At 67.4% G+C, this 17,207-nt stretch carries 16 protein-coding genes; 8 read left to right on the forward strand and 8 right to left on the reverse strand.

Annotated elements, in window-relative coordinates:
• The first annotated feature begins 8 nt into the window (after positions 1–8).
• Both OG203_RS30625 and OG203_RS30630 read left to right on the forward strand, forming a co-directional pair.
• Positions 9–761: an SDR family oxidoreductase gene (locus OG203_RS30625; RefSeq protein ID WP_405160704.1), complete on the forward strand. Its 753-nt coding sequence runs from the start codon at positions 9–11 to the stop codon at positions 759–761.
• A 76-nt stretch (positions 762–837) separates the two neighbouring features.
• Complete coding sequence (locus OG203_RS30630; protein WP_405160705.1) at positions 838–1,773, forward strand: 4-(cytidine 5'-diphospho)-2-C-methyl-D-erythritol kinase; 936 nt, start codon at positions 838–840, stop codon at positions 1,771–1,773.
• 35 nt (positions 1,774–1,808) lie between these two features.
• Here the strand turns inward: OG203_RS30630 and OG203_RS30635 are convergent, their stop codons facing one another.
• The gene (locus tag OG203_RS30635; protein ID WP_405160706.1) at positions 1,809–2,657 is read right to left on the reverse strand and encodes an LLM class flavin-dependent oxidoreductase; all 849 of its coding nucleotides are present in this window, start codon (positions 2,655–2,657) and stop codon (positions 1,809–1,811) included.
• Positions 2,658–2,930: 273 nt separating this feature from the next.
• Between OG203_RS30635 and OG203_RS30640 the strand changes: the two genes are divergently transcribed.
• Positions 2,931–4,772, forward strand: a complete 1,842-nt coding sequence (locus OG203_RS30640; protein WP_405160707.1) for an ABC-F family ATP-binding cassette domain-containing protein — start codon at positions 2,931–2,933, stop codon at positions 4,770–4,772.
• A 51-nt stretch (positions 4,773–4,823) separates the two neighbouring features.
• Here OG203_RS30640 and OG203_RS30645 read toward each other — a convergent pair whose 3' ends face one another.
• Positions 4,824–5,711 (reverse strand): Abi-alpha family protein, encoded by an 888-nt coding sequence (locus tag OG203_RS30645; RefSeq protein ID WP_405160708.1) that lies wholly within the window; start codon positions 5,709–5,711, stop codon positions 4,824–4,826.
• Entirely contained in the window at positions 5,702–7,174 is a 1,473-nt protein-coding gene (locus tag OG203_RS30650; protein WP_405160709.1) for a hypothetical protein, read from the reverse strand. The genes OG203_RS30645 and OG203_RS30650 overlap by 10 nt, the downstream gene beginning before the upstream one ends.
• Positions 7,175–7,287: 113 nt before the next feature.
• On the opposite strand from OG203_RS30650, the gene OG203_RS30655 reads away from it, so the two are divergent.
• Both OG203_RS30655 and OG203_RS30660 read left to right on the forward strand, forming a co-directional pair.
• On the forward strand, positions 7,288–8,181 hold the full coding sequence (locus OG203_RS30655; protein WP_405160710.1) for an Abi-alpha family protein: 894 nt from the start codon (positions 7,288–7,290) through the stop codon (positions 8,179–8,181).
• 217 nt (positions 8,182–8,398) lie between these two features.
• The gene (locus OG203_RS30660; RefSeq protein ID WP_405168059.1) at positions 8,399–8,986 is read left to right on the forward strand and encodes a nuclear transport factor 2 family protein; all 588 of its coding nucleotides are present in this window, start codon (positions 8,399–8,401) and stop codon (positions 8,984–8,986) included.
• Here OG203_RS30660 and OG203_RS30665 read toward each other — a convergent pair whose 3' ends face one another.
• On the reverse strand, positions 8,987–10,606 hold the full coding sequence (locus OG203_RS30665) for a peptide chain release factor 3 (RefSeq protein WP_405160711.1): 1,620 nt from the start codon (positions 10,604–10,606) through the stop codon (positions 8,987–8,989).
• 306 nt (positions 10,607–10,912) lie between these two features.
• Here OG203_RS30665 and OG203_RS30670 point away from each other — a divergent pair, with 306 nt between their 5' ends.
• Both OG203_RS30670 and pth read left to right on the forward strand, forming a co-directional pair.
• Entirely contained in the window at positions 10,913–11,527 is a 615-nt protein-coding gene (locus OG203_RS30670) for a 50S ribosomal protein L25/general stress protein Ctc (protein ID WP_405160712.1), read from the forward strand.
• Between the two features lie 22 nt (positions 11,528–11,549).
• On the forward strand, positions 11,550–12,131 hold the full coding sequence (gene pth, locus OG203_RS30675; protein WP_405160713.1) for an aminoacyl-tRNA hydrolase: 582 nt from the start codon (positions 11,550–11,552) through the stop codon (positions 12,129–12,131).
• Positions 12,132–12,182: 51 nt separating this feature from the next.
• Here the strand turns inward: pth and OG203_RS30680 are convergent, their stop codons facing one another.
• The 3 genes from OG203_RS30680 to OG203_RS30690 form a co-directional block, all read right to left on the reverse strand.
• Positions 12,183–12,692, reverse strand: coding sequence for a pyridoxamine 5'-phosphate oxidase family protein (locus tag OG203_RS30680; RefSeq protein ID WP_405160714.1), 510 nt, complete (start codon positions 12,690–12,692; stop codon positions 12,183–12,185).
• A 75-nt stretch (positions 12,693–12,767) separates the two neighbouring features.
• Positions 12,768–14,414: a fatty acyl-AMP ligase gene (locus tag OG203_RS30685; protein WP_405160715.1), complete on the reverse strand. Its 1,647-nt coding sequence runs from the start codon at positions 14,412–14,414 to the stop codon at positions 12,768–12,770.
• A 139-nt stretch (positions 14,415–14,553) separates the two neighbouring features.
• Positions 14,554–15,207, reverse strand: coding sequence for a lysophospholipid acyltransferase family protein (locus tag OG203_RS30690; protein ID WP_405160716.1), 654 nt, complete (start codon positions 15,205–15,207; stop codon positions 14,554–14,556).
• Between the two features lie 105 nt (positions 15,208–15,312).
• On the opposite strand from OG203_RS30690, the gene OG203_RS30695 reads away from it, so the two are divergent.
• Complete coding sequence (locus tag OG203_RS30695) at positions 15,313–15,879, forward strand: TetR/AcrR family transcriptional regulator (RefSeq protein ID WP_405160717.1); 567 nt, start codon at positions 15,313–15,315, stop codon at positions 15,877–15,879.
• A gap of 97 nt (positions 15,880–15,976) precedes the next feature.
• On the opposite strand, the gene OG203_RS30700 is transcribed toward OG203_RS30695, so the two are convergent.
• A complete protein-coding gene (locus OG203_RS30700) occupies positions 15,977–17,161 on the reverse strand; it encodes an aminotransferase class V-fold PLP-dependent enzyme (protein ID WP_405160718.1) in 1,185 nt (394 codons plus the stop codon).
• Between the last annotated feature and the right edge of the window lie 46 nt (positions 17,162–17,207).

A 17,207-nucleotide genomic window follows, 5' to 3' on the forward strand; every position in this document is an offset into this window, starting at 1 on the left:
AAGGCGCAATGGGCGCACTGACAGGCAAGACCGCACTGGTGACCGGAGGCAGCCGTGGCATCGGCCGAGGCATCGCCGAACGGCTCGGCAGGGACGGCGCGCTAGTGGCCGTGCACTACAACGCCAACGAGCAGGTGGCGAAGGAAACCGTCGCCGCGATCGAGGCCGCGGGCGGCTCGGCCTTCGCGATCCGCGCCGAACTCGGCGTACCCGACGACGCGGCGACACTGTGGTCTGCCTTCGACGCGCACGCCGACGGCCTGGACATCCTCGTCAACAACGCGGGCACCGACGGCGTCCGCGAACCGATCGAAGGCACCGACGAGGCCGCGTTCGACCGGGTCTTCGCGATCAACACCAAGGCACCGTTCTTCGTCACCAAGCGCGGCCTCGACCGGCTGCGCGACGGCGGCCGGATCATCAACATCTCCACCGGCCTCACCCATGGCCTGCACATGCCTGAGCTGATCGCCTACACGATGACCAAGGCGGCGATCGATTCCTTCACCAGCGTGCTGGCCAAGCAGGTCGGCCCGCGCGGCATCACCGTGAACGCGGTGGCGCCCGGCATCATCGACACCGATATGAACGCCAGCTTCTTGAACAATCCCGAGACCGTGGCGGCGGTCGAGGCCCTGACCCCGCTGCGGCGGCTCGGCCAACCCGCCGATGTGGCCGATATCGTCGGATTCCTCGCCTCCGACGCCGCCCGCTGGGTTACCGGACAGTGGATCGACGCCACCGGCGGCGCGTTGCTGTGACCGAATGATTCACATCGAGTGAAAGGCCGATATCGAGGCGCGCGACGGCCAGGACCACCCGTTAGGCTTGGGCACCGTGCTGTCAGTTGTGCCAAGCCCCATCACCGTGCGCGCGCCGTCGAAGGTGAACCTCCACCTCGGAGTCGGTGACCTGCGCGCCGATGGGTTTCACGACCTGACAACGGTGTTCCAGGCGCTCTCGCTCAGCGACGACGTGGAGATCGCCCCGGCGGCCTCGCTCGCCGTGCGGGTCTCCGGCGAAGGCGCCGCCGACGTACCGACCGATCGCACCAACCTGGTGTGGCAGGCGGCCGTGCGGCTCGCACATCTGGCGGGCCGGGCGCCGCTGGTGGAATTCGCTATCGCCAAGGGCATTCCAGTAGCGGGCGGAATGGCGGGCGGTAGCGCGGACGGCGCGGCGGCGCTGGTCGGTCTCAACGAACTGTGGGATCTCGGGCTCACTCGGGACGAGCTCTCCGCCGTCGCCGCCGAACTCGGCAGCGATGTGCCATTCGCGCTGCACGGTGGCACCGCGCTCGGCACGGGGCGCGGTGAGCGGCTGCTTCCTGTGTTGTCCCGCAACAGCTTTCACTGGGTACTCGCGCTGGCCAAGGGTGGGTTGTCCACCCCGGCGGTCTTCGCGGAACTCGACCGGCTGCGCGAACACGGCACCCCGCCGCGCCTCGGCGAACCGCAACAGCTGATGCAGGCCTTGGCCTTCGGCGATCCGAAACAACTTGCGCCACTATTGGGTAACGACCTCCAGGCGGCCGCGCTGTCGCTGAAGCCGGAACTGCGCCGTACGTTGCGCGCCGGTGTCAACGCGGGCGCACTCGCGGGTTTGGTCTCCGGCTCCGGCCCCACCTGCGCATTCCTTTGCGAGAGCGAGGAATCCGCGGTGGCGGTGGCGGCGGAACTGGCGGGCGCCGGTGTCTGCCGCAGCATTCGGACGGCGAGCGGTCCGGTGCCAGGCGCCCGTGTCCTCAGCAGCGAAACCCCCGGAAAGCGTTGAAGGGGGCGGCTTTTCGGTCGCCCCCTTGATTGGGTTCAGTCGATGACGTCGGCCAGGCGGTCGACCTGGTCGGCGTCGCTGCCGTAGCAGTAGAGCATGACTTCGTCGGCGCCGAGATCGTCGAATTGCTTGATGGCGGAACGGATTGCGTCGGGGGTGGTGAGCATTCCCTCGAGCATGTAATCGGCGCGGCCGCTGAATTCGTAGTAGCCACCCATGGCGGCGCGGGCCTCGTCGATCAGGGCCTGGTCGCCGAGCACGACGTTGACCTGGGCGACGATGCGCGGCTTGCCGGAGCGGCCGTTGTCGGTCCAGGATTTGCGCACGGTGTCGAACAATCCGCCTGCCCAGGCGGCGGGGGCGGCGGCGAGAAAGCCACCGCCCCAACGGCCTACGCGTTCGAGCGCGGCGGGCTGGAAGCCGCCGAACAGCACCTCGGGGCCTTCGGGACGCAGCGGCGCGGGGCCGATCGGGCCGCAGTCGGCGCCGTACGGGGCGCCGGACCAGACGCGACGCATGATCTCCAGCTGTTCGTCCAGGCGTCGGCCTCGGGTGCGGATATCGGTGCCGGATGCGATGTGATCGTCCTCGCGGCCGCCGACGCCGAGGCCGAGCACGAAGCGCCCGCCGGACATGCGGTCCAGCGTCGCGGCCTGCTTGGCGAGCAGGGTCGGCTCGCGCAGTGGCGCGATCAGCACCTCGGTCTGCAGCTTGATGCGTGACGTGGCGCCCGCGGCGACGGCGAGCGCGACGAGCGGTTCGGGATTGTCGTAGACGAGCCGGTCGAGCAGGCCGAGGGTGGAGAACGGGCCCGCGTCGGCGCGGCGGGCCCAGTCGAGCAGAACGGTGGGATCGGAGATGGGCAGACCGAGACCGACGTGCATGGGAGAAACCTCCGTGAGAAAGCGAACTTGATCGTGCCGCCCGCTCACCTCGTCGTCCGAGGTGGGGCTCCCATTCCGCGGCGTTGTTCTGGAGAGCGCCTGTTTTACTAACTTCGTTCGTAACGAACGTTGTTCGTTGACATCAATTTATACGAACAACGTTCGTTGCGCAAGGGGGTCTTGCCGGGGCTGAGACGCGGGCCCGGTTGGGCAGCTCAGTACGCTGACTGAGGGCAAGCACCTCGCCCGCCGCTGCAAGAACCGGAAGGATTCATGTCCAACCTGATCAACCTCGAGCAGGTCTCCAAGAGCTTTGGGATCACGCCACTACTAGACAACGTGTCGATGGGCGTCCACGCGGGCGAGCGCATCGGGGTTGTCGGTCTCAACGGTGGCGGTAAAACCACACTGCTCGAGGTGCTCACCGGACTCGAGCCGCCGGACAGCGGACGGGTCAGCCGCGTCGGTGGGCTGCGGATCGCCACGGTGACGCAGCGCGGTGTGCTCCCGCCGGGGTCGACCGTTGGTGATGTCGTGCTGGCTGGTCTGGCCGATGACTTACATTGGGGATCGCGTAGCGATTCGATGAGGGGTGGCGGCCTGCCGGCGGGTGGGTCAGACGATGTCGCCGAACACGAGTGGGCCGCCAACCCGCGCATCCGTTCGGTGATGGAGGGCATCGGCATCGCCGGGCTCGGCCTGGCGACTTCGATCGACAACCTGTCCGGCGGCGAGCGGCGCCGAGTCGCGCTGGCCGCCGCGTTGGTCCGCGATCTGGACCTGCTCGTGCTCGACGAGCCGACCAACCACCTCGACGTCGAGGGCGTGCAGTGGCTGGCCGAGCATCTGCTCAACCGGCGCAGCTCGCTCGTGGTCGTGACCCACGATCGCTGGTTCCTCGACACCGTCGCCACCAACACCTGGGAGGTCGTCGGCGGCAAGGTCGAGACCTACGAGGGCGGCTACGGCGACTGGATCTTCGCCCGCGCCGAACGGGCAAGGCAGGCCGACGCCTCCGAGGCGCGGCGCGCCAACCTGGCCCGCAAGGAACTCGCCTGGCTGCGCCGCGGCGCGAAGGCGCGCACCTCCAAACCGCGCTACCGGGTTGAGGCCGCCGAGGCGCTGATCGCCGACGTACCCGCGCCACGTGACAGCGTCTCGCTGGCCGCGTTCGCGCGAAAGCGCCTGGGACGGGTCGTCATCGAACTCGAGGACACCACCCTCACCACCCCGGACGGCCGGGAGTTGGTGCGCGACTTGACCTGGCGGCTCGCGCCGGGCGAGCGGGTCGGCCTGGTCGGGGTGAACGGCTCCGGCAAGACGACCCTGCTGCGCACCCTTGCGGGCGAGACGGAACCGGCGGTCGGCAAGCGCATTCAGGGCCAGACCGTCCAGATCGGTTGGCTGCGTCAGGAACTCGACGACCTACCGACCAATATGCGGGTGCTGGAAGCGGTGCAGCAGGTCGCGCAGCGAATCATGCTCGGCGACAAGGAGATCTCGGCGGGTCAGCTCGCCGAACGGCTCGGCTTCACCCCGGCCCGCCAGCGCACCCCGGTCGGCGATCTGTCCGGTGGCGAGCGGCGCAGGCTGCAGCTGACCCGCATCCTGATGGCCGAGCCGAACGTGCTGCTGCTCGACGAGCCGACCAACGACCTCGACATCGACACCCTGCAGCAGCTGGAGGACCTGCTCGACAACTGGGCGGGCACCCTGGTCGTCATCAGCCACGATCGCTACCTGATCGAGCGCATCTGCGACACCACCTGGGCGCTGTTCGGCGACGGCAAACTCACCAACCTGCCCGGCGGCATCGACGAATACCTGAAAAAGCGCGCCGCGCAAGGTGACTCGGTGATTCGCGCCGGTGGTGCCGACGCGAAATCCGCGCCGGTGACCGACGCCGCGACCCAGCGGGCCGCGCGCAAGGAACTGTCCAAGCTGGAACGGTCCATCGAGAAGTTCGACGAGCGCGAACGGCAACTGCACACCGCGCTGGCCGAGGCCGCGACCGACCCGGACAAGCTCGTCAAGCTCGGTGCCGAACTCAAGCAGGTAGTCGCGGAAAAGGAAGCAGCGGAGGAACGTTGGATGGAGTTGGCCGACGGCAACTAGTCGATACGTCAGCGTCGGCCGGTACTGCGGTCAGTGTCAGCCGGTACCCGGTCAGTGTCCGGCGGCGCGATCGTCCTGAATGGCCACCGGCAGGCAGGTCCGCACGAAGTCGCCACCGAACCCGGTGAGCGCCACGCTGCGGTAGATCACCTTCGTGCCGAATCCGGACCGCTTCAACAACTCGCGGACCGGCGCCTGCGCCTCCAGCAGCTGGTACCGATGCGGATTGCCGACCGGCTCGCGCGCGTGCTCGACAAGTCCGAGCCTGCGCAGGTTGGTCAGGTACTGCTGGATCCGGTTCGGAAAGCGCAGCCCGGCCTGCTCGCCGACCAGCGTCAGCATGGATCCGACGCGTTCCGCGCCGAGCGCGCGCGGGCGTCCGGTGCGGATGTCGATCGAGGGCTGCGGGCCGTCCAGGTGCAGGAAGCGCAGGATCCGCGCCTCGTCGGGGGTCAGCTCGGCCAGCATGCCGGCGAAGGCCGGATGGTTCTCCTCGTCGCCGTGCGTGCTCGCCGACAACCGCAGCAGCGCCGCGCCTTGCTCGCGCAGCGTGGGAACGGCCTGCGCCGCAGGCTCATTGGGGGCGTCGGGGAAGCCGAGCGCGTGGCGCAACCGGTCGCGCACCTCGGATTCGGCCTCGGCCAGCACTTCTCGCGGCGGCACGCCCTGGATGCTGCGCTGCACGACCGTCGAGGTGACCCCGACCGCCGTGCCGATACCCCACGCGGTCAAACCGGTCATCGCGGTCCAGGCCACCCTGGCCACGCCGGTGGCCGCGCGCACTCCGGCGATGGGATACGGCACCCGCGAGGGTGCTTCGCCGTGGCGGACGACCTCGCGCACCGGCCGTCTCGCGATCTCCGTCGACGGCACCTCGGCCCCTGGGGAGTGCTCGACGGCCCCGGCGTCGTCGCCGGGATCGGATTTCGCTACAGCCATGTGGTCGCCACTCCTGTTCCGAATATCAGAATATGAGCGTATCCGGCGAACAGGCCCAACACGCCGCCATGGAGAAAAAGCAGCCATTCATCTTGTTTGATGGCCGATCGCAACATGTCGACGAAGTCCGGCGGCTGCAGCGCCGACATCTGTTTGGCGATGTAGGTGTTGATCTGGCGGCCCTGGCGGACGTTGAACTCCGGGTCGGCGAAGGCGATCGGGGCGATGGCCATGGCCTCGGCGGTGAAGGTGTCCTGCAGCGAGTCGTAATCGCGGCTGCCGAGCATGAACTTGACGGCGGGCCGTGCCGGTCCGAGCGCGCGGTCGGCGGCCGGGCGCAGGGTGTCCTCGAGCATCTGGACGGTGCGGTCCGAGCGCGGGCCGTTGAGCAGCTCGTCGCCGATATTGGCGACCGTCAGCACCTGGCTGGACACCAATTCGGCATAGCCGTCGGTGATTTCGGACTGGCGCTTGATGAGCAGACCCTGCCGCCACGGGCACCACCACTTCGGGTAGGCGGGCGCGAAGATCATATTGATGCCGACCCAGTTGACGACCCAGCCGATCACCACGCCGCCGATCGGCAACACGACGAGTGCCGACCAACCGGTCAGGTGCAAGATGGCGACAAGCACGACGCCCATCGGCGCGCCGAAGTAGAAGCCGAAGTTGATCATGAACCGCAACTCTTTCGCACCAAGTACTTGGAACAGGCTGTTGAGCAGTTGCGGCCTGCCCTGGAAGTAGCGAATCACCATCTGCTTCACGTCGAGCAGTTGATCAATATTCGCGCCTAATTCATCTGTCAGCTCGCGCAGAATATCCGGCAGTTGCTGACGAACCCGGGCCTGCACCATGTCGCGCACTTGGCTCGGCAGGTTGTACCAGAGCTGTGGATGTTCGCGCTTGAGAATATCTTCGACGATGGTCTGGATCTGTTCGTCGGCGATGCTCGCGAGATGTTCGGCGAGCTTGTCAGGTTCCAGTTCGCGATAGAAGTCGGCGACGCTGCCCAGTTTGGCAAGGCCCTTGTCGACCGCGATGCTCGCCATCTTGTCCGCGCGCGAGGGGACGATGCCCTGCCAGCCGAATCTGCCGTCGTAACTCAGTAGCGGAAGTACTTGAATTCTTTTGGGCAGGAAGGGATACAGCGCGCGAAGTCCGGGTAGTCGAGCGCCATGGAAGGCGATCGGCTGGAACAGCATGAGCACGCCGGTCCAGTTGGTGATGTAGCCGATGATTCCCGTGAAAAGTGGGATAGTCAGAAGCTCTAGCAGGATTGTTGGGTGGACACCGAACACACTCTCTAACACGACACCCTCCTGCCGACACACCGGTGACCGCCGCCTCACCGGATCATCAAAGTAGCACCCTGTCGGCACCGGGACCTTATTGTGAGGAGAAGAGATGGGTCCACCTCGAGTGCGCGGCGCCACAGTGCCGCTTGCCGAGATATCGGTCACAGTGTTTGTGCGCAATGCCGCATGGGCTGAGTCCGACGGCGAGAATGACCAGCGACACAGGGGGAAGTAATCTGTGGGGCGGATTCGTTCACCTGGCGATATCGGAGTATGACGTGGCAGACGACAGGACCGGACGGGACATCACGCGAGCCGGTTCCCGCGCCGTTGAGCGCAGTTCGGATGTCGAACAGCGGCAGATCAGTAACGAGGCACGGCTGATTCGCGGCGTATTCCGCGCGGCCGGGGTCGCGGCGGGCAGTGTCGTGCGCGGCGGCCAGTGGGCGGTCGGCACCACCTACGAGGTCACCAAGGAGATCACCCAGGCCGCGCTGGACGGTGAGTCGTCCGCCGATATCGCGGAGCGAACCGGAAATGCGTTGCGCTCCATAGCCCGTAGCGCGCTCGGCGTCACCGAGGGTTCGGTGCGCGAGATCGTCAGCTACGTGCCGACGCCGAACGGTCCAGGCAACAACAGCGGCGCGCAACAGCAGGCGCTCGCCGTCGGCTCCTATCTCCGTTCGGCGAGTATCGATGAACTGCGCCGCCGCGGTGACGCACTGCTCGCGCGTTCCGCCGACGTCTATTTCACCGAAGACGTGCACCCGGCCTATGACCGCATCCTCGACGAGCTCGCTCCCGACGAGGCCCGCATCCTGCGCTTCATGGCGCAGAACGGCCCGCAGCCCTCGGTCGATGTGCGGACCAACCGGCCGCTCGGCATCGGCTCCGAACTGGTCCAGGGGGACTTGACCTCGGTGCCGGAGCAGGCGGGCGTGCGCTACCCGGACCGATCGCGCCCCTACCTGATCAACCTCAGCCGACTCGGGCTGACGCGGATCTCCGACGACCCGGTCGTGCTGAGCCGATACATGGTGCTCGAGGTGCAGCCGGTGGTCGAGGCGGCGCTGAAGAAAGCGGGCCGCGCGCCGAAGATCGTGCGCAAGAGTCTGCGCCTCACCGAGTTCGGCGAGGACTTCTGCCGCACCTGCTTCACCATCGCCAACTGACCAAAAGATGATCTAGGTCGGAATGTCCCCCCAACAGTGATAGCGATCTGATACAAATCTCCCAAATCATGTAGCCGTACGGCTTCGGATGGGATTGTTAAGTATGGATCAGGGAACCGGCGGGCAGGGGCGCGGCGACCCGAGTGCGGGTGGCGACGGGCAGGAGCGGGGTAACCCGAGGATCGAGATCGGCGGGCCGGAGCGCAGCGACCCTGGCATGCAGACCGGCGAGCAGCGCCGCCGCGAGGGGGTACCGCGCGGCGACGATCGCGGACTCGACGACATCACCGCGATCAGCAGACTGAAGTTCCGATACCTACGCAGCCTCGACACGAAATCCTGGGATGAGTTCGCGGACACCATGATTCCCGAGGCGACCGCCACCTACAGCGAATATCTCCAGTTCGAATCGCGCGACGCGTTCATCGCGTTCATGCGCAACACCCTCGGCCCGCACGTCATCACCGAGCACCGCTGCGACCATCCCGAGATCGATGTCGACGGTGACTCCGCGACCGGCACCTGGTACCTCGCCGACACCGTGCTCATCCCCGGCCACAACATGCTGCTGCGCGGCGCGGCCTTCTACTCCGACGAATACGTGCGCTGCGACGACGGTCGCTGGCGCATTTCGCACACCGGTTACGAGCGCACCTACGAAGTGGTGCTTTCCCTGAGCGACCTGCCGAGCCTGCGTTTGACGTCGAGCCGCTGGGGTCTCATTTCCAGAGAAGACGGCGTCATCTCCGCCGTCGAACGCGACCCTGGCGTACCGCCCGTGCGCCGCGAGCCGGAAGCCGGGTGATCAGTCCGCCGTCGCGACCAGCGGCTCCAGCGTCAGGCTCGGGAATTCCTTCTCGATGTACTGCAGCCGCCACTTGTCACTGAACAGCGCGAGCAACGCACCGTCGCTGCGGGTGAACACCTCGACGCCACGTTGCTTGCCGAGTTCGTCCGCCGACGCGGCATCGGTGCGCCTGGCCAGCGTGTAGGGCAGGTTGTCCATCTTGGTCTCGACATTGAACTCGGTCAGCATGCGCGCGGTGACCACCTCGAACTGCATCGGCCCGACGGCCGCGAGCACGGGGGAGGCGTCGCCGCGAATGTCGTTGCGCAGCACCTGCACAACGCCCTCGGAGTCGAGCTGATCGATGGCCTTGCGGAACTGCTTGTACTTGCCAGCGCTCTCGGCGCGCAGCACCGCGAAGTGCTCCGGCGCGAAGGACGGGATCGGCGGGAACTCCACCTTCTTGTCCACGAACAGCGTGTGGCCGGGGGCGAGTGCGGTCGCGTTCACCAGGCCGACCACATCGCCGGGGTAGGCGGTGTCGACGGTGTTGCGTTCCCGGCCGAACACGGTCAGCGCGTACTTCGTCGCGAACGGGCGGCCGGTCTGCGCGTGCGTGACCACCATGCCGCGCTCGAATTCGCCGGACACGATCCGCATGAACGCCAGCCGGTCGCGATGCGCGGAGTCCATGCCGGCCTGCACCTTGAACACGACGGCGCTGAACGGCTCGGTGATCTCGCGCGCACCACCGTTCACGTCCGGGCGCGGGCCTGGCGCGGGTGCGAGCGAAACCAGCGTCTCCAGCAGTTGGCGCACACCGAAATTCAGCATCGCCGAGGCGTAGATGACCGGCGAGGTCTGCCCGGCGAGGAACATTTCCTGATCGTGGTCCTGCCCGGTGGCCGAGAGCAGCTCGCTCTCCTCGACCGCGGTGGTCCACGGCTCGCCCTCGCGCGCCTCGGCCTGCGCCGGGGTCAGCGACTCCTCCGGCGCGATGGTCGCGCCGCCCGCGGTGCGGGTGAAGTGGATGTATTCGAGCGGGGCGCCCTCTTCGCCGCGGCGAAGCAGCCCGCGGAAGTCGCCGGCGATGCCGACCGGGAGGAACAGCGGCGTCGGGGTGAGCCCGATCCGCTCGTTGATCTCGTCGAGCAGTTCCAGCGGCGCCTGGCCAGGCCGGTCCCACTTGTTGATCACGGTGATGACCGGGATGCCGCGGTGGCGGCACACCTGGAACAGCTTGAGCGTCTGCGGCTCCAAGCCCTTCGCGGCGTCGATCAGCATCACCGCGGCGTCGACGGCGGTGAGCACCCGGTAGGTGTCTTCGGAGAAATCGGAGTGGCCCGGCGTATCGACGAGGTTGATCACGCTGTCGACATCGGAGCCCTCGGCGCGGTAATTGAACTGCAGCGCGGTCGAACTGACCGAGATGCCGCGCGCCTTCTCCATTTCCATCCAGTCCGAGACGGTGGAGCGGCGGCCCGCCTTACCGTGGATGGCGCCCGCCTCGGAGATCATCCTGGCGTGCAGCGCGAGCGCCTCGGTGAGCGTCGACTTGCCCGCGTCGGGGTGTGAGATCACCGCGAACGTGCGCCGTCGGGAAACCTCGGCGGGAAGTCCCTCAGGGGAGGCGGTCAACGGAACAACCTTTCACAGACGACCGATCGGCAACCTGTCTAATCTACGCGATCCACATGTCCCCGACACGACCTGTGCCTGACCACCCGATTCAACCTGCACATAACCATTGCGGTATGGTGTTCGGGTTGTCTCGGCGAGGGTGACCGCAGACCTTGATTTGCGTTCACCGTGATCGACGCGGCTCGGCTTCCGGCCGTCCCCGTTGGTTCTTTCGTCGGACGAGTAGACCAACCTAGCCAGGGCGGAAACAGACCCTGGCGCACTGTTGACAGCCCGGAACAGCCGTAGGGAGTAGATCCAGTCATGTCCGACGCCAACCTTCTCGAAGCCGCCGTACGCACCGAGTTCGGTAAGGGTGCCGCCCGCCGTACCCGTCGCGCGGGCAACGTTCCCGCCGTGCTGTACGGCCACCAGGCCGACCCGCAGCACCTCTCGCTCGACGCCCGTGCCTTCTCCGCCATTCTGCGCGAGCACGGCACCAACGCGGTGCTCAGCCTCGTCATCGACGGCAAGAAGCAGCTCGCGCTCACCAAATCGGTTGTGGTGCACCCGATTCGCCGCTACATCGAGCACGCCGACCTGCTCATCATCAAGAAGGGCGAGAAGGTCACCGCCGATGTGAACGTCATCGTCACCGGCGACGCCGCCCCCGGCACCCTGGTCACCCAGGACGCCACCACCATCTCCATCGAGTCCGACGCGATGAGCATTCCCGAGTCCATCGAGGTCTCGGTCGAGGGCATCGAGGCCGGCACCCAGATCAACGCCAGCCAGCTGACCCTGCCCAAGGGCGTCACGCTGATCGTCGATCCGGAGACCCTGATCGTCAACATCATCGCCGCCCCGCAGTCCGAGGCCGAGGCCGAGGAAGCCGCCGAGGCTGCCGAGGCCGCCGCCGAAGCCGCGAGCGCCGAGTAAATAACACCGGAATCGGTTGTCGATGACCGAATCCACGACCGGGCCCGCGCTCGTCGTCGGACTGGGAAACCCAGGAACCGAATACGAGCGGACCCGGCACAATGTGGGGTTTTTGGTCGCCGACGTGCTCGCGGAGCGCGTCGGCGGCCGTTTTGCCGTGCACAAGAAGTCCGGCGCCGACCTGCTGCAGGCCCGCCTCGACGGCCGCCAGGTGCTGATCGCCAAGCCGCGCTCGTTCATGAACCTGTCCGGGCGCCCGGTCGCCGCGCTGGCGAAGTTCTTCTCCGTGCCGCCCACCGAGGTGATCGTCGTGCACGACGAGCTCGACCTCCAGTTCGGTGAGATCCGGCTCAAGCGCGGCGGTGGCGAGGGCGGGCACAACGGGCTCCGCTCTATCTCCAGTGCCCTCACCACCAAGGAGTATCTGCGCACCCGGATCGGCATCGGCCGTCCGCCCGGTCGCCAGGATCCCGCTGATTACGTGCTCAAGCCGTTCGCGGCGCCGGAACGCAAAGAGGTGCCGGTGATCGTGGAGCAGGCCGCCGACGCCGTCGAGCTGTTGCTCAGGGTCGGTCTCGAAGCCGCGCAGAACCGGGTGCACTGAGCGTCGCGAATTCGCCGCGCTGTCAATGTCTTTCGCTCTTCGCGTCGCTGTTCAGCCGAAGCGGTAACGGGTTTGGCTGAAGGGCTCGCCCTTGCCGAAGGCCAGCACCTTGGCCGGTGCGACGGCATAGACGTAGGCGACATGTCCCGCGCCATCGTCGAAGCCCGCGTCCACCGCCGTGAAGTCCCAGTCCAGCTTGGACTTCCACAGCTTCGACAGCTGTCGAAGCGTCGCTTGGTCGGTGATTCGGACAGCCGTGCCCTCGACCACCACATCGAGCCCCGAGTTCATCTCGTTGGTGCCGGTGCTCAGAATGCAGCGCGGTTCGGCGGCCAGGTTCACCCCCTTCTGCTCCTGCGCACCGGTGCAGATGTGCAGGCTGCCGTCGTGCCAGATCGCCGGTAGCGGCGTGACGTGCGGACGGCCGTCGCGCCGGGTGGTGGACAGCCAGAACATTTCCGATGTGGTCAGCACCTCGCGCACCGCCGACCAGGCCGGTGGGGTCGCACCGGGGCTGCTGAAGCCCTCGTGCAGTTCGGTGGTCGGCTCGAGTTCGGGCATCGCCGTCTCCTATTCGCTGGCTATCAATGCAGACGATGCCGGTGCCGGAGACTCATCGGTGCCGAGGCTTTTCCCTCAGCGCAGGTGGACGGCGGTGGCGGAGCGGCGGAGCTTGCCGGAGGAGGTCTTCGGCAGCGCGCCGGGGCCGAGGATGGCCACGGTCCGCGGCCTGGCGCCGACCTCGGAGAACACCGCGTGCACGATCTCGCGCTCGATCCGCTTGACCGCCTCGGCATCCTGGTACTCGTTGCTCTCCACCACCACCGCGAAACTCTCGCGCTTCTGCCCGGCGTCCAGCCGCACGGCGACGGCGTTGCCGGGCCGCACTCCGGCCACCCTGGTCGCGGCGCGCTCGACGTCGGTTGGGTAGATGTTGCGGCCGCCCATGATGATGACGTCCTTGATCCGGCCGCACACCACGATCAGGCCCTCGTCGGTGAAGTAGCCGATATCGCCGGTGTCGAGCCAGCCGGCCGCGTCCTGCGCCGGGCGGAAGCCGTCGACCGTGACGTAGCCGGAAGTGACTGCCGGGCCGCGTAATTCGATGACGCCCACGGAACGGCTCGGCAGCGGTTGACGTTCCTCGTCGACGACCCGGCCCTCCAGATGATCGACCAGGTAGCCGAGCGTCGGCAGCCTGCGGGTATTGCCGGTGTGCCCGTGCTCGTCGGTCACCGGAACGGCCTTGCCCACCGCCTCGAGCAGGTCGGAGTCGATCACGTCGACCACCTGGCCGAGGCCGGGGTCCGGAAGCGACACGGCCAGTGTCGTTTCCGCCATGCCGTACACCGGGGTCAGCGCCATCGGGCTGAGCCCGAAGCGCTTTCCGGCCGCGGCCAATGTCTCCATGGTGTCCGGGTCGACCGGCTCGGCCCCGTTCCACATGTAGCGGACGCTGCTGAGATCGAACGCGCCGTCGTCGGCCTGCCGCAGTCGGCGGGCAAGCAGCGAGTACGCGAAATTCGGTGCGGCGGTGACTGTTCCGCGATACTTGGCGATCAGCTCGGCCCACAGCAGCGGGCGCCGCAGGAAGTCGAGCGGCGTCACGCACACCACCTCGGCGCCGATTTGCATGGGGACACTGAGGAATCCGACCATGCCCATGTCGTGGAACAGCGGCAGCCAGCTGATCATCACGTCGTCGTCGAGCTGGAACTTGACCCGGTCGAACATGGCGTAGGCGTTGACGAAGAAGTTGCTGTGCGTGATCCGCACCGCCTTGGGTGAGCCGGTTGATCCAGAAGTCAACTGCTGCAAGGCGATATCGTCCTCGGTGGTCGGCACCGGGTCGGTGTCGGTGCCGTCGCGCAGCTGGTCGATGCGGACAACGGTGATGCCGCGTTCGCGCAGCAGCGGCTCGGCCGCCTCGAACGGTGCGCCGAGCACCACCGCGCGCGCCTCGATCATGGTCAGCACGGTCTCGGTGTCGCGGGCCCAGACGACGAGATCGGTGCGCGGGGTCGGCTGGTGCAGCATGGTGATCGAGGCGCCGCGCATCCAGATGCCCTGGCAGGCGGGTGCGATGTCGACCGGCATGCCCGCGAGCACGCCGACGGCGTCACCGTGGCCGATGCCCGCCGCCGCGAGGCCGCCCGCCATCCGCCGGGCGATCCGATGGATCTCGCCCCAGCCCTGGCGCAGGGGCGCGCTCGGCTCGCCGGTCACCAGCCCACGGGTCGACGCCTGCGCCGTCGCGTACATCTCGTCGGTGAACCTGCTCAACGTCAACTCCCTCATCACCAGCTTCGGGCCGCCTGCCGACCTGCAATCAACTATCCCGCCATTCCGGCGTGGCGTTAACCTGCTTCCTGCGTGTCGGAGTTTGCTGGAGTGTCGCGGGTATCCGTTATCGCGGCGGAGTTCAGCGGAAGGTGGTGGCGTATCGGTCGACGTAGTGGCGGCCGGAGCGGGCGGCCAGCTCGCGCATCAGCTCGTCGGTGGCCGTCCGCGCGACGTGGTGCTGCTCGGCGGGTAGGTAGTAGCGCGGGGCGCCGAAGCTGATCCTGACCTTGCCGAACCTGGGCAGCCGACGGCCACGGGGGTTGACGCGATCGGTGCCGGAGAGCACGACCGGGATCACCGGGGCGCCGGTCGCCATCGCGACGCGCAGGGTGCCGGTGCGGCCGCGGTAGATCCGTCCGTCCGGCGAGCGGGTGCCCTCGGGGTGGATGGCCCAGACGCCACCGGCTTCGAGAATGCGGGTGGCGGCGGCCAGTGCGTCCGCCGCCGCGCTGCCGCCGGTCCGGTCGACCGGCACCTGGCCCGTCGCCGAGAAGAACCACCGCTTGAAGCGGCCGCGCGGTCCGGTTCCGGTGAAGTACTCCTGCTTGGCCAGGAACGTGACCTGCCGTGGCAGCACGAGCGCCAGGTACAGCGAGTCGATCACCGCGAGGTGGTTGGCCGCGACGATCACCGGTCCGGTGCGCGGAACATGGTCGAGCCCTTCGACTTCGGGTCTACCCAGCATCCGCAATACGGGGCCGAGCAACACGTACTTGAAGAGCCGATACCACACGGAGACCTCCAGAAGAATGAATGTGTAGACACTGTCTACCGCATCGTGTAGACAGTGTCTACACCCGGAATGGGGGATGCGATGGCTGCCGTAGACAATGTCTGCATGGTCGAGAGTGAACCGCTGCGGGAACGGCTGGTCGGCGCGGGCGTCGACCTGTTGGAAGAGGTTGGTGCGGCGCAATTGGGACTTCGCGCCATTACGCGGGCCGCGGGTGTCTCACATGGGGCACCGCGCAGGCACTTTCCGACTCACCGTGCGTTGCTCGCGGCCATCGCGGCGCGCGGGTTCGCCGATCTGATCGAGCGGTTCGCGGCGGCCGATCCCGGTGGCGAGACCACGCGAGATCGCCTGGCGCGCATGAGTGTCGAGTATGTCGAGTTCGCCGGTGCACGGCCGGAGATGTTCACCCTGATGTTCCGGCACGATCTACTCGAAGGTTCCGGCGAGAATCTGCGTGCTACGACGTTGCCACTGTTCCAGCGGTTCGTGGCGTTGGTGAGCGAGGCCGCTCACCCCGACTCGGTGGACCCTGGCGAGCGCGCGATCGCGTTGTGGACGAACCTGCACGGCATCGCCGCACTGCAGGCGAACCGCAGCCTGCGCTTGGTCGCCCCGGCCGCCGACATTCGCGCCCTGGTCGACCGCGCCCTCGACCTACACCTGGCGTGAGTAGCTGGACTCAGCCGAATTATGTTCCGCTGGAACAGGTTTGCCCATGTCACGCGGTGTTCCGGTCCCGGCGCGTCATGCGGCCGGGACCGGCCGACTACAGCGCGGCGACGGCCGCGACGAACCGGTCCAGCTCGTCGAAGCTCACGAAACAGTGCGGCGAGGCGCGGACCACGGACCGCAGCCCGCGACCGGTCATATCGAGCAGCGTGGAGCTGGCGTGGCTCACGGTCACCGTGATGTCTTGTGCGGCAAGGCGATCGCGCACCGCGAGGGAATCGACACCGTCGACGGTGAACGACACGATGCCGCTGTGCCGAATACCGATGTCGCGCACCGTAACTCCGGGAATCTCGGGTAGCGCCTTGCGTAGGTGCTCCGCACGGGCCGCGATGGCGTCGTAGACGTTGTCTGGGCCGAGGTCGAGCAGATACCGCACGGCCGCGCCGAGGCCGAGGCGCCCGGCCACATCGCATTCCCAGAACTCGAACCGGCTGGCGTCGGGCGCGAGGCGGTATTCGTCGGGGCCGGTCCATTCCGCGCTGTGCAGGTCGAGCCGCCCCGGTTCGAGGGATCGCGCCAATTCCGTTCGCAGGTAAAGGAATCCGGTGCCGCGCGGTCCGCGCAGCCACTTGCGGCCGGTGGCCGAGAGCGCGTCGACATCGAGTTCGGCCACATCGATCGCGAGCTGCCCGGTCGACTGGCAGGCGTCGAGCAGCACGAGCGCACCCACCGAATGGGCGATCCTTGTTGCCTCGGCGGCCGGGTTGACCAGGCCGCCGTTGGTCGGCACATGCAGCACCGAGACCAGCTTGACCCGTTCGTCGACCATGTTCGTCAGCGCGTCGAGGTCGATTTGTCCGGTGCCGTCGCTCGGGATCTGCTCCACCGTCGCCCCGGTCGCGCGGGCGCGCTGCAATGCGGCGATGGCGTTGCTCGCGTAGTCGGCCTCGGAGATCAGGATGCGGTCGCCCTCGGCCAGCGGAATCGAGTAGAAGAAATCGGCCCACGAACGAGTTGCGCTGTCGCTCAACGCGATGCTGGCCGGCGTCGCGTTGATGAGGGTGCCGATCGCGGTCTTCACCGCGGCGAGATCGTCGAGGCGTTCGTTCGCGGCGCGGTAGCCACCGACCTCGGCCTCGCGCCGCAGATGGTCGATGGCGGTGTCGAGAACGACGCGCGGCGGCAGTGATGATCCGGCACTGTCGAGGAATACCGAACCCGGCTCGGCGTCGGACGCACAACCCGGAGTGTCGGCTCGGACACGCTCTTCATCCAGCATGATTCCGACTTTAACGGGCATAGCCGGGCGGAGTCCGTCCGTACCG

Source organism: Nocardia sp. NBC_01499, from assembly GCF_045040275.1.
Taxonomy (GTDB): Bacteria; Actinomycetota; Actinomycetes; order Mycobacteriales; family Mycobacteriaceae; genus Nocardia.